Below are 12334 nucleotides of genomic sequence, written 5' to 3'. Positions count from 1 at the left end.
CATGTTTAATAAAGGCTTTTCTATCGTTGAGCTACTTATTGCGATGTTTATAGGAGTGCTCATCTTAGGCGGTGTGGGGGCGACATATGTCAGTATGAAAGTCACCACTCGAGATACGATGGTTATCGGTGAAATGCAAGAAACAGGGCGACTGACTTTAGATATTTTAAAACGCGATATTGAGCAAGTGGGGTTTTGGGGGACTTTTTATGAAGAAGGCTTCAGCGAAACCAATGTCACTATGGCTGATGGTATTGCAAATCCCAGAGGCGATTGCTTTGGTGGCATAAATAATGGCAGTTTTCCAAGTGTTGACCCAACTAACTTTCGCTCGGTTTTTGCCACGCTTGCCACCAGCAGCGATGTGCTCAACTGTATATCAAACGCTAAGAAAAACACCGATGTAGTGCAGTTTAAGTTTTTAGAAGGCAAGCGGTTGGCCAAGAGCGATGATATGGCTAGCAATCGTTACTATTTTATTGCCGATCAAGAAAAAGCTGTTTTCACATCAGGGGTGAAAAAAACAGCATTGCCTACGGTTAACTCCACACTTTGGCCTTACAGTCATCATGTTTATTATGTGACTGAGCAGGAAGTCACCATTAGAGATCAAAAGCTTGTAATTCCAGTGCTAGCACGTAAGCGCTTAACGGTAGATGGAGGAATGCGTGTTGAAGTCGTGATGGAAGGTGTTGAGGATATTCGCTTTGTATTTGGTTTAGATACGGATGCAGATTATCGCGTGGACAGTTATCGCAGTACACAAGATATGACAGCATCTGATTGGGAACGTTTAAATGGCATTTTAACTGTACAAATTTTTGTTTTGGTTCGTGCTTTAGAGCCTGATGCTGATTTAGAGCTAAAAAATCGCACCTATACCCTAGGTTCAGATCCCGACAAGCGCGTGCATACCGTAACTGACAATTTTCGTCGCACTGTATTTTCAACCACTGTGAGGCTAAATAACATGGGAACAATCGCATGGCGTCTATAAAAAAACAACAAGGTATTGTACTGATCAGTGCCATGATCATGATAGTGGCTGTCAGCGCAATTGCAGTTACTTTAATGAGTACCAGTAGCTTGGACTTAAAAATCACCAATGCCGCACAAGAGCGTGAAGAAGCCGACAGTGTATTGATGGGCGAGGTGCAAAGGGCGATTGCTACGCAAACGGCTTTAGGTGCCGAGAGCTTATTTACACGCAGTAAAGCGCAGCTTGCTTCAGGAAACAGCTTCAATGGTTTAAACGGCACGGTCAATACCGTGACGAGCTTAAACAATGGGCCGTTGGAACTGAATTGTCCTAGGTCGTACTCATATACATCAGGGCTTATCTGTAACATGACTCAGTTGGAAACCAAAATTACCTATGGCAGTAAATCTCAGCATACAATGACAGTTGTCACAGGTATTGGTCAAGAAATGATTAGCATAGAAGAAGGGCGCTAATGAAGATGAAGAAACTGTTAGTTTGCATTTTGCTTTTCATAACTAAAACGGCCTTCGCTGATGACATAGAGCTTTATTTAAAGCGTAACGTTAATGCGCCTCAAACACCTAAAGTGATGATCATCTTTGACACATCAGGCAGTATGGCATTTTCGAGTATAACGGGTGACTCATGTGGTTACGATTATGGTCTCAATCGCTACATTTTGTGTCCTGATAATCGCTTAGGGGTTGCGAAAAATGCTATCGCCAAGCTAATAAATGACAACGCTGATATCGATTTTGGTCTGATGCGTTTTAATGGTAGTAATGGCGGTTATATTTTAGCTGGCCTCGGGGCGAATCGCTCAACCATATTGAGTCAAGTAAGCTCGCTTGAAGCCAACGGTGCAACGCCATTAAGTGAAACGCTGTGGGAATCCTACTTATACTTAAGTGGGCGCACTCGTTATTATTCATGGTTTTGGCCATCTGCCGATCAAGATACCAGTGTAGAACGTTATGGTCATTATATTTCACCTTTTGAGGCTATCGCCAACGACCCAAATGTCTGCGGTAGTTCCGCTAATGTAATTATCATGACAGATGGTGAACCATCAAATGATAGTGACAGTGATCTGAGCATCATCAGCGAATACCTTGCAACATTCTCAATACTGCCGACGACTTTGCACAGCAGTTATTTGCCCGCCCTTGCTGAAGTTATCCACCAGCGGGACGACCTTTATACATTGCGTGGTGGTAGTGTTAAGGACCGAGGTCGAGTGTACACCATTGGCTTTGGTACAGGAATGGACGCTGACGGCATTGAAATACTAGAAAAAACGGCAGAGCTAGGTGGTGGTGTTTACACCCAAGCGAATACCGCAAGTGAACTGTCGGAGGCATTAAAAAATCAGTTAGATAACATCCGTGAGTTAAATGATAGTTTTACCTCTCCCTCTATTGCAACTAGTAGTTCAGATCAAACGCAAAGCGGGAAAGCCCTTTATTACACTATGTTTTTGGCTTCTCCAAATGCACGCTGGCAAGGAAATTTAAAAAAACTTGAGTTCTCAAATAATAACGTTGTTGATATGCATGGTGCCGCAGCTTTAGATGAAAATGGTTTAATTAAAGCGGGCGCAACGACATTTTGGTCAGAGTCGGGCTCTCAAGATGGTAACAGCGTCAAGCGCGGTGGAGTGAACGAGAGATTACAAAAGCAGAGCCAGCGTACTATCTATTCGGATTATGGCTCAGGCGTGCTGCGCGAGTTTAGTGCAGCAGAAGGCAAAAGACAGTACCGTAAATGGAAGACTTTTGCAGATAAGCTCAATATAGGCAACATTTCAGGGCCAAAGAAGAGAAACGTAGAGCAATTAATTAACTGGGTCTACGGACAAGATGTTGATGATGAAGACAAAGATGGTGATACAAATGAGCGCAGGGAAACCATTTTTGGTGATCCTCTGCATTCTAAGCCAGTGACCATGGATTATGGCAATGGCGATATTAGAGTCATTGTTGGTACCAACGCAGGCCTTTTACATATGTTTAAAGATGAAGGTAAGACGGTATCTGAAAGCTGGGCATTTATTCCTGAAGACTTGTTTGACATATTGCATAGTACTCGAGTGAGTAAGGCTGACACCAAACTGTATGGTATGGATGGGCCTTTGACCGTTTACTTTCACGATATTAACCAAGACCAAAAAGTTAATGGTGAAGACAAAGTATGGCTATTTGCGGGGATGCGTCGTGGTGGTAATCGTTATTATGCGTTTGATATAACAACTCCAGATAGTCCGACTTTGTTGTGGGGAGGGCCAATTGTTGGTGGTACTGATGGCGATTTTAAAGAACTGGCACAAACGTGGTCAAAGCCACAGGTTACCTTTATTGAAAAACAAGGTAATTCGCCTGTTTTGATCTTTGCTGCGGGTTATGACACCAACAAAGACAGTAATGGAAAGTCTTTGGATAGCGTGGGTAGAGGCATATTCATAGTTGATGCTAAAACTGGCACTTTGGTGTGGTCGTTGACGCCTAAAACTGGGTTTAAAGGTAAGCACAGCATTCCGGGAGATGTCGAGGTACTCGACTCTAATTATGACGGCTACACCGATAGGCTTTATTTTGCTGATACAGGGGGTGATGTATGGCGAGTAGACATGCCAGGAGCTAACCCAAATGATGCAGACACGAAGTGGACCCATTTTAAATTAGCGGAGTTAGCTGATGTAGGCGCTACAGGTGACCGACGATTCTTTTACAAACCTGCCGTAGCCAATACTTATTTTAGTAAAGTAACACGTACGACGGTGTCAGGAACAACCTTTAAAACGCGCAAAGATACGCCTTATGAGGCGATATTATTAGGCTCTGGCAATCGATCTCGACCCACGCTAAATGGCGTGAGGGACTATCTGTTTATGATCAGAGATGAAAATACGGTGACACAGTCTTTTCAATCCAATGTTCCTGAGCCGATAAAAATTAATAATTTAATGGACATTAGTAATGACCCTTTTGCTGCAAAACTAAGTGATCTTGATGGCTTTACCGATGTTGAGGTGACTTTAGGTAGCTTCCATGGTTGGAAATATGCACTTTCAGCTAATGAAAAATCCCTTGCATCACCAACAGTCGTTGGAGGCGTTGCTTACTTTACGTCTTTTACACCCCCTGCCACTGTGAGTCGCTGTGAAGCGTCGGCAGGAACGGGCGGGCTTTATGCATTTCATTTACATTATGGTACGCAAGTGTATGACAAGCTCAAATACGAAACCACACCTGTAGTACCAGACACCCCTAAGAAGTATGTGAGCTGCGAAAACGGCAGTGGTACTGATTGCGAAACGGTTGTTCGCATGGTTGGGCCTGCAATTAAAAAAAGTGAAGGTTCGGGCCAAGGCAAGGGGCCTGTGGTGGGAACACCATGGAAGGCGGCGGGGATTGTGACTGAAGCACAACCTGTCGTTATCAATGGCAAAGTTAACTTGATCCGCGAGCAAGTAGACTTTGGGTTGAAGACTAGGCAGATGTTCATTTACAAAAAAGAAGAGAACGATGAAAAATAATCAGATTAAAGGAAAAGGGTTTACGCTTTTAGAAGCACTAATCGTTTTGGTTATCTTGGGAATAGTGGCATCGGTTGCTTACCCTAGTTATAAACAATTTCTTGTAAAAGCAGCCCGTTCAGAGGCAATGGTTGTGCTGCTTGATGCTGCAAATAAGCAAGAGCAGTATTTTGTCGACAACCGAGTTTTCACCGATAAGCTGTCTGATATTGGCGTGCCAGAAAAAACAGAGAATGGCTTCTATTCGATGTCCGTGACGGTGGATGACACTAAATTTGAGGTAGTTGCAACACCAATAGCGGGACCTGTGTATGGAGATAAAGAGTGCACTGCATTAATGATCAATGAATTAGGTCAAAAGCTTAGCAAAGGTAGTGCCTCAAAAGAGTATTGCTGGCAGCGCTAATAAATTGCTACAAGGGACACTTGTCAGTGTCCCTAATTCGAGCTCGGCCCGCGTTACTTACACTCATTTCTAAACCTTTAGATTCGTCATTTTGTTCTGCTAAGCAATAAATGAAAGTGCCATTGGTAAATCCTCTAATTGATGCATCATAATTAAATATAATTGCCGGCCTTGGATAGGCTAGTGAATCTTGTTTTGGTATTGCGGGTAATTCATATAAGCGTACATCGTCTTTATCGAGTACTTTAAGCTCTCCCCTATCTATAAACACAGTGACTTCTTTATGCCATGCGTTGGCGGTGCAGCGATTGTTATCGAGGTGGCAAATTGTGGTCTTGCTGCCTGTCGAGGCGGCTTGTGTTCTGGCTAGTGCTAATGCTCGTTTGAGTTGTTTTAGTGCAAATTCTGGTCTGTGCTCAGAGATGATCTCGCCGTAACTTGATAATGCTAGACTTAGAAAAACTCCCATCAAAGCGAGAATTATTAGTATCTCAAGCAAGGTGAGCCCAGCGCATTTTTTACTTATAGTCATATCCATCCTTGGATTTGTAACTTTAGAAAAGTAACTAAAAAGCTAGTTTATAAGTGCTTAAAATCAAGCCATAGGAAAAGAAATAACGTTAATTAATTTCGAGTTTTGATAAGCGTTTAGGGATAGAAAATGCGTGCTAATTACAAGCTAACGTAGTTGTGCCATTGAATAAAGCATTACCAGATAGCGTCACCGTTAACATCTGATTAGAAGCGCTGGTGGATTCAGGGCAGTATATGAATTTACCCACATTGCTGGTAACTTGTCCGCTGCCATCAAAACGGATGAAGCTGTTAGCAAAACTTAACGAGTCAGTACCAGGTATTGGGTCTATCACTCTTAAGATAGACTCGCTCGTGCTATCAAAGCTGCCATTATTATTATGATCAACGAATACCACTTTTGCTGAACTGGACCAGTTGTTAAGGCAAGTTAAGTCGCTGCCACGGTTTAGATTTCCTTCATCCACAGGGCATAGTATGACAATTTCATCACTTGAAGTCGCTTTGGCTCTTGCAAAGATAATGTTGCGCTTTAATTCTTGCAAGTATGACTCAGCTCGGTTGTTATCAACAAGCGTATTGTTACCAGAGAATGCAATGCTAGCTAAGACAGCTAATATGGCGAAGGTGATTAATAATTCAACCAGTGTAAAACCTTTGGCTTTAAACAAATAGCGTTTATACATCTTACAGCTTGTCCTACATTAATTTTATTCATTATCGCGCGCTTTTTGATGCTAAGGCAATGACTTTGTTTGCTAACATTTTGAGTATTGATTAAAATCGACGCACCATCATAGGAAAGTGCAGAGCCATGAAAAAAATAGAAGCGATAATTAAACCATTCAAACTAGATGATGTAAGAGAAGCTTTATCAGACGTCGGTATTACTGGTATGACTGTCTGCGAAGTAAAAGGATTTGGACGTCAAAAGGGTCACACTGAGTTATATCGTGGCGCTGAGTATATGGTTGACTTCTTACCTAAAGTGAAGCTGGATATAGTGTTAGCCGATGAAGATGTGGATAGAGCCATTGATGTGATATTAAAAACCGCTCAAACAGGCAAAATCGGTGATGGTAAAATCTTTGTCACTGAAGTTGAGCGTGTAGTGCGTATTCGTACTGGCGAAGAAGACGAAGACGCAATTTAATAAATATAAGTCTCTGATATCCCGACCAATACCGTGGGGATTTTTTATATTGCTTGTATTTGCATAAATACAGTTCGCTAGGGCGTATTACACTCTAGCGAACCAGTCGATTGATCAGCGTTTATTCAGCTGTCTTGTCTGACGAGCATTGTCTGCTAGTTCGTTCAAACCAAGCTTTTTGTAGCTTTTTTCCATCATTTCTAAAGCGGCATTTAGGTAGCTGCTTTGAGAGTAGTGTTCAACAACGTATTTACCACGATTTGCCGCAGCAAGGTATGCTTCTCGCTCAAAGTAGTATTGAGCTACTTTCAACTCATAGCGGGCCATTTTGTTTAACAGCCAAACCAGTCGCTTTTTAGCTTCAGGTACATACTCGCTGTCAGGGTAGCTGTTAACTAGCGTTGATAAGTCTTGAAATGCCACTCGTGTGCGGTTAGCGTCGCGGTCTGCTCTATCAACACCAAAGTAATCTTGAAAGGCATTTTCATCCGCTTTGATATTTACCAAACCACGCATGTAGTACATGTAATCTAAGTTTTTATGGTTCGGGTTTAAACGAATAAAACGGTCAATATGTGCCAGTGCTTGTTCAGTGTTACCTGTCTGGTAATGTGCAAATACTAAGTCCATCTGCACCTGACGAGAAAAAGGTCCGAATGGGTAACGTGAATTAATGGCGCTTAATAATTCGATTGCTCTTGCATACAGCCCCGAATCTAGTGTTTCTTTGGCATCTTCGTACAAAGCTTGCGCTGACTTATTTGGTACGCGTTCTATTTCATCTTGTTCTGGCGCAGAAGAGCAGGCTGCTAAGCCTAAAAATGAGGCGCTAAGTACGATGGAAAAGGCGCGCTTCCTTAAGTTTTTTATCATTTTATTTTACTACCTTTGTTGTCTTCGGCTAGGCCAAGTGGGTAAAACCGAGTAAACTATGCATTTATGCGATTCTAACCCAGTCGAGCAAAGCTTGCACTGGTAAATTAGGTAAAGTTACAGATGTCAGAGCAAATTTCTCTTCAAGCTGAAGTTCCCACTGAGTTAGGCGGTAAACGTCTAGACCAAATTTTGGCGCAATTGTTCCCAGATTTTTCTCGTTCGAGAATAAAAACTTGGATTTTAGACGATAAAGTCACGGTTGACGGGAGTGTATTAAACACGCCTCGTGAAAAATTACTGGGAGGTGAAGTGGTTGCGATAGAGACGCAAATTGAGGCACCACGAGAGTATGAAGCACAAGATATTGCCTTAGACATAGTATACGAAGATGACGATATTTTAGTGATCAATAAGCCTATGGGGCTAGTAGTGCACCCAGGGGCTGGCAACCCAGATGGCACAGTGCTTAATGCCCTGTTGCATCATCACCCTGATATCATTAATGTGCCGCGTGCTGGTATAGTGCACCGTCTAGATAAAGACACTACGGGTCTTATGGTGGTTGCAAAAACTATTCAAGCACAAACGCACTTAGTGAAAAATCTACAAGCCCGTGAAAACTTTACCCGTGAATACGAAGCCATTTGTAATGGCACAATGACAGCGGGTGGTATGGTTGAAAAACCGATTGGCCGTCACGCTACAAAACGTACGCATATGGCTATACATGAAATGGGTAAACCAGCAATTACGCACTACCGTGTGGCTGAAAAGTTCAGAGCTCACACGCGACTACGTTTACGCTTGGAAACGGGGCGTACTCACCAAATTCGTGTTCATATGGCTTATTTAAACCACCCATTGATTGGCGATCAGTTATATGGCGGTCGTCCTCGTCCTCCACGTAATGCAACACCTGAGTTATTTGCTCAGCTGCGTGACTTTAAACGCCAAGCATTGCATGCAATTAAGTTAAGTATTGCGCATCCAATTACTGGCGAAATGATGACATGGGAAGCGGCGGTACCTGAAGATATGCAAATTCTTACACAAGCATTACGTGAAGATACGAAAGCCAATCCAGATCTAGCGCTTTAGGCGTTAAGCTTATGCTATTGCCGGATTGGTCCATGCAACATCGCGTTGGTGCACTTTCTACAACTCGAGTAGGTGGTTGCTCTAGTGGGGCTTTTGCGAATTTTAACTTAGGTTATCATGTGAATGATGAGCCCAGAAATGTCGATGCCAATCATAAGCAACTGCTAGAGTACTTACCCAACCCAGCTCATTGGCTCACTCAAGTTCACGGTGCTGATGTGCTGGTTATTGATAAAAACACGCCAGCTAAGGTATGGCCCAAAGCTGACGCGCTATATACACGATTATCACAGCAACCATTAGCTATTATGACTGCCGATTGCTTGCCGATCCTAATTTGTGATCAGCAAGGTCGTGAAGTTGCGGCGATCCACGGTGGTTGGAAACCACTTGCGAAGGGAATTATTGACAATACGCTGGTTCTATTTCAATCAAACCCAAAGCAGTTGTGCGTTTGGCTTGGGCCTGCGATAGGCCCGCATAAATTTGAGGTGGGTAGCGATGTTAAGGCACAATTTTGTGCGCTCAATCCAGCTCATGCAGATGACTTTTTTGCACAAAAAGATGGCAAGTTCATTGCTGATATTTATGCCATAGCAAAGCGTCAGCTGGCCCAACTTGGTGTTACTAAGATATTTGGTGGTCAATATTGTACTGTAACGCAAAAAGAGCTGTTTTTTTCATATCGTCGTGATGGCAAAACGGGGCGCATGGCCAGCTTGATCTGGCGCAATTAATGTTGTTTTGTTGTTATTTATAACTTGAACAATTCGCATGCAATACCCATTAATTAACTAGTTAAAGTTTTTTGTAAAGGTCGATACCCATGCGTTTAGATAGATTTACCAGTAAATTTCAGGCCGCACTTTCAGATGCTCAATCATTAGCCTTAGGGCGAGACCATCAATTTATTGAGCCTGTACATTTAATGTATTCATTATTGCAGCAAGATAGCTCAAGTGTTCGCGCCTTGCTCGCACAAGCCAGTGTCAGTGCTGATGAGCTAAATAGCAAGCTATCACAAGCGATCGAAAAGATTTTTAAAGTTGAAGGTGTTGGCGGTGACGTACAGCTTTCAAACAACTTGATTTCGTTAATCAACCTCTGTGATAAATACGCGCAAAAGCGCAAAGATCAATATATCTCTAGCGAATTATTTGTGTTTGCTGCTTGCGAAGATAAAGGGCCGCTAGGGGACATATTTAGAGCGCTTAATATCACTCAGCCTAAAATTGAGGCCGCTATTAAAGCTATCAGAGGCGGTCAAAAGGTTGATAGTCCGAATGCAGAGGATACACGCCAGTCACTGGAAAAATTCACCATAGACTTAACTGAGCGCGCAGAGCAGGGTAAATTAGACCCTGTTATTGGTCGTGATGACGAAATTCGCCGCACCATTCAGGTGTTACAGCGCCGTACTAAGAATAATCCAGTTTTGATAGGTGAACCAGGGGTAGGTAAAACAGCTATCGTTGAAGGTTTAGCGCAACGCATCATAAACGGAGAGGTGCCCGAGGGCTTAAAAAACAAACGTGTTTTATCTTTAGACTTAGGGGCGTTAGTCGCGGGGGCTAAATACCGAGGTGAATTTGAGGAAAGGCTCAAGTCGGTACTTAATGAATTGGCAAAAGAAGAGGGCCAAGTTATTTTATTTATTGACGAAATTCATACTATGGTTGGTGCCGGTAAAACAGATGGTGCGATGGACGCAGGCAATATGCTTAAACCAGCATTGGCACGAGGAGAGCTGCACTGTGTGGGTGCTACAACGTTGGATGAATACCGCCAATATATTGAGAAAGACGCAGCGCTTGAGCGACGTTTTCAAAAAGTGTTTGTTAGTGAGCCAAGTGTAGAAGATACCATCGCTATTTTGCGAGGACTCAAAGAGCGTTACGAATTACACCACTCGGTTGATATTACCGACCCTGCGATAGTAGCTGCGGCGAACTTATCTCATCGCTATATCAGTGACCGCCAATTACCTGACAAAGCGATTGACTTAATTGACGAAGCAGGTAGTTCGATTCGTTTGCAAATAGACTCCAAACCAGAGCAATTAGATAAGCTTGAACGCCGCATTATTCAGTTAAAACTCGAAGATAACGCACTAGCAAAAGAGAAAGATGAAGCGAGCCAAAAACGTCGCAGCGAAATGCAGTCGTTGATCTCAGAGCTGGAAACTGAATATAAAGAGTTAGATGAAGTTTGGAATGCAGAAAAAGCATCTTTGCAGGGTACCCAAGTTATCAAAGCGGAGCTTGAGCAAGCCCGTCTAGACTTAGAAGTTGCCCGTCGAGCAAGTGACTTACAGCGTATGTCTGAGCTGCAGTACGGTCGTATTCCTGAACTTGAACGAAAATTAGATTTAGCATCTCAAGCAGAGATGCAAGAAATGAGTTTATTGAAAAACCAAGTTGGCGAAGATGAAATTGCTGAGATCCTATCTCGCTGGACAGGGATCCCGGTAGCAAAAATGCTACAAGGCGAACGCGAAAAGCTACTGCAAATGGAAGACGAATTACACAAAAAAGTGATTGGTCAAGATGAAGCAGTTAATGCCGTAGCAAATGCGATTAGGCGTTCTCGTGCCGGTTTGGCCGATCCAAACCGTCCGATAGGTTCTTTCCTATTCTTAGGCCCAACAGGTGTTGGTAAAACAGAGCTCACCAAAGCGCTTGCACACTTTATGTTTGATACTGAAGATGCCATGGTGCGCATTGATATGTCTGAATTTATGGAAAAACACTCGGTAGCTCGATTAGTTGGCGCACCTCCAGGCTATGTGGGTTATGAAGAAGGTGGTTACCTGACTGAAGCTGTAAGGCGCAGACCATATTCAGTCGTCTTATTAGATGAAGTAGAAAAAGCGCACCCTGATGTGTTTAACATTCTGCTGCAAGTGTTGGACGATGGGCGTTTAACCGATGGTCAAGGACGCACCGTAGATTTTAAAAATACCGTGATCATTATGACCTCTAACTTAGGCTCCGATATCATTCAAGAGCAAGCAAGCAACAATGATTATGTGAGATTAAAAGAGTTGGTGATGGGAGTTCTAGCAAGTCAATTCAGGCCTGAGTTTATTAACCGTATTGATGAGACCGTGGTATTCCATCCACTAATAAATGAGCATATAAGGCTAATTGCGAGTATCCAATTAGAGAAACTCGAGTCGCGCTTACTTGAAAAAGGCTATGAGTTTACGCTAACAGAAGGGGCATTAGATAAAATTGCTGCCAGCGGTTTTGACCCGGTATTTGGTGCGAGGCCTCTAAAACGTGCCGTGCAGCAATATATTGAAAACCCATTGGCGCAGCGTTTACTCTCGGGTGAGTTTGTCAGTGGTGACCATATCACCGTTGATGTGAAGGACGATCAAATAGTTTTTGTTAAGTAATATTACCCGATGATTTAATAAGCTTGACAGATGTTGTGTTGAGCTTACTAAAATTTCTTTTATCCACTTATAGTTAACCTTCTTTTTAGTTGTGACCAATCCCTTTTTCTGATTTTTTTTGTTTAAATCTCATCCTAAATGAGTGTAATGGCGACCGCTAAATGTGGCTGAAAAATGTTCAAACAGACTGTTTGACTCAGTTTTCTCTGCTTACTTTGAAGGATCTTGGTTTAATACCAATTTTATTAATACATTGATCATTCTAGCGAGCTAAATGACTCATTAACTGCGTTAAATATTTCTCATGTAGAATAACTACATAGCGAAATATTTGCCTTGTTTCTAAGCCA

The 12334-nt window shown here is 42.6% G+C and carries 11 protein-coding genes; 8 read left to right on the top strand and 3 right to left on the bottom strand.

Features of this window, described 5'->3' with window-relative positions; translation table 11 throughout:
- The first annotated feature begins 1 nt into the window (after position 1).
- From HC733_RS09535 to HC733_RS09520, 4 genes are read left to right on the top strand one after another with little or no spacing between them, the layout of a single operon-like run.
- A complete protein-coding gene (locus HC733_RS09535) occupies positions 2-997 on the top strand; it encodes a PilW family protein (protein WP_190364813.1) in 996 nt (331 codons plus the stop codon).
- Positions 985-1455, top strand: coding sequence for a pilus assembly protein PilX (locus HC733_RS09530; protein WP_190364812.1), 471 nt, complete (start codon positions 985-987; stop codon positions 1453-1455). Before HC733_RS09535 ends, HC733_RS09530 begins: the two co-directional genes overlap by 13 nt.
- A 5-nt stretch (positions 1456-1460) precedes the next feature.
- Positions 1461-4517, top strand: a complete 3057-nt coding sequence (locus HC733_RS09525) for a pilus assembly protein (RefSeq protein WP_190364866.1) — start codon at positions 1461-1463, stop codon at positions 4515-4517.
- Complete coding sequence (locus tag HC733_RS09520) at positions 4507-4923, top strand: type IV pilin protein (protein WP_190364811.1); 417 nt, start codon at positions 4507-4509, stop codon at positions 4921-4923. The genes HC733_RS09525 and HC733_RS09520 overlap by 11 nt, the downstream gene beginning before the upstream one ends.
- Positions 4924-4930: 7 nt before the next feature.
- Here the strand turns inward: HC733_RS09520 and HC733_RS09515 are convergent, their stop codons facing one another.
- Both HC733_RS09515 and HC733_RS09510 read right to left on the bottom strand, forming a co-directional pair.
- Positions 4931-5455 (bottom strand): GspH/FimT family protein, encoded by a 525-nt coding sequence (locus tag HC733_RS09515; RefSeq protein WP_190364810.1) that lies wholly within the window; start codon positions 5453-5455, stop codon positions 4931-4933.
- Between the two features lie 136 nt (positions 5456-5591).
- Positions 5592-6143, bottom strand: a complete 552-nt coding sequence (locus HC733_RS09510) for a GspH/FimT family pseudopilin (RefSeq protein ID WP_190364809.1) — start codon at positions 6141-6143, stop codon at positions 5592-5594.
- 128 nt (positions 6144-6271) lie between these two features.
- Here HC733_RS09510 and glnB point away from each other — a divergent pair, with 128 nt between their 5' ends.
- Positions 6272-6610, top strand: a complete 339-nt coding sequence (gene glnB / locus HC733_RS09505; RefSeq protein ID WP_190364808.1) for a nitrogen regulatory protein P-II — start codon at positions 6272-6274, stop codon at positions 6608-6610.
- A gap of 114 nt (positions 6611-6724) precedes the next feature.
- Here the strand turns inward: glnB and HC733_RS09500 are convergent, their stop codons facing one another.
- Positions 6725-7483 (bottom strand): outer membrane protein assembly factor BamD, encoded by a 759-nt coding sequence (locus HC733_RS09500; protein ID WP_190364807.1) that lies wholly within the window; start codon positions 7481-7483, stop codon positions 6725-6727.
- 123 nt (positions 7484-7606) lie between these two features.
- Between HC733_RS09500 and rluD the strand changes: the two genes are divergently transcribed.
- From rluD to clpB, 3 genes are all read left to right on the top strand, one after another.
- Positions 7607-8584 carry a 23S rRNA pseudouridine(1911/1915/1917) synthase RluD gene (gene rluD / locus HC733_RS09495; protein ID WP_190364806.1) on the top strand — a complete coding sequence of 326 codons (978 nt, stop codon included), beginning with the start codon at positions 7607-7609 and terminating at the stop codon, positions 8582-8584.
- 11 nt (positions 8585-8595) lie between these two features.
- On the top strand, positions 8596-9321 hold the full coding sequence (gene pgeF / locus HC733_RS09490) for a peptidoglycan editing factor PgeF (protein WP_190364805.1): 726 nt from the start codon (positions 8596-8598) through the stop codon (positions 9319-9321).
- An 89-nt stretch (positions 9322-9410) separates the two neighbouring features.
- Positions 9411-11984, top strand: a complete 2574-nt coding sequence (gene clpB, locus HC733_RS09485) for an ATP-dependent chaperone ClpB (protein WP_190364804.1) — start codon at positions 9411-9413, stop codon at positions 11982-11984.
- Positions 11985-12334 lie beyond the last annotated feature (350 nt).

Source organism: Pseudoalteromonas sp. S16_S37 (assembly GCF_014694405.1).
Taxonomy (GTDB): Bacteria; Pseudomonadota; Gammaproteobacteria; order Enterobacterales; family Alteromonadaceae; genus Pseudoalteromonas.
This window is presented reverse-complemented; position numbering and strand designations above follow the sequence as displayed.

Coding starts and splice junctions, on each gene's coding strand:
- HC733_RS09530 (WP_190364812.1), top strand. CDS start 985: ATGGCGTCTATAAAAAAACAACAAGGTATTGTACTGATCAGTGCCATG.
- rluD (WP_190364806.1), top strand. CDS start 7,607: ATGTCAGAGCAAATTTCTCTTCAAGCTGAAGTTCCCACTGAGTTAGGC.
- HC733_RS09500 (WP_190364807.1), bottom strand. CDS start 7,483: ATGATAAAAAACTTAAGGAAGCGCGCCTTTTCCATCGTACTTAGCGCC.
- pgeF (WP_190364805.1), top strand. CDS start 8,596: ATGCTATTGCCGGATTGGTCCATGCAACATCGCGTTGGTGCACTTTCT.
- HC733_RS09520 (WP_190364811.1), top strand. CDS start 4,507: ATGAAAAATAATCAGATTAAAGGAAAAGGGTTTACGCTTTTAGAAGCA.
- glnB (WP_190364808.1), top strand. CDS start 6,272: ATGAAAAAAATAGAAGCGATAATTAAACCATTCAAACTAGATGATGTA.
- HC733_RS09525 (WP_190364866.1), top strand. CDS start 1,461: ATGAAGAAACTGTTAGTTTGCATTTTGCTTTTCATAACTAAAACGGCC.
- clpB (WP_190364804.1), top strand. CDS start 9,411: ATGCGTTTAGATAGATTTACCAGTAAATTTCAGGCCGCACTTTCAGAT.
- HC733_RS09515 (WP_190364810.1), bottom strand. CDS start 5,455: ATGACTATAAGTAAAAAATGCGCTGGGCTCACCTTGCTTGAGATACTA.
- HC733_RS09535 (WP_190364813.1), top strand. CDS start 2: ATGTTTAATAAAGGCTTTTCTATCGTTGAGCTACTTATTGCGATGTTT.
- HC733_RS09510 (WP_190364809.1), bottom strand. CDS start 6,143: ATGTATAAACGCTATTTGTTTAAAGCCAAAGGTTTTACACTGGTTGAA.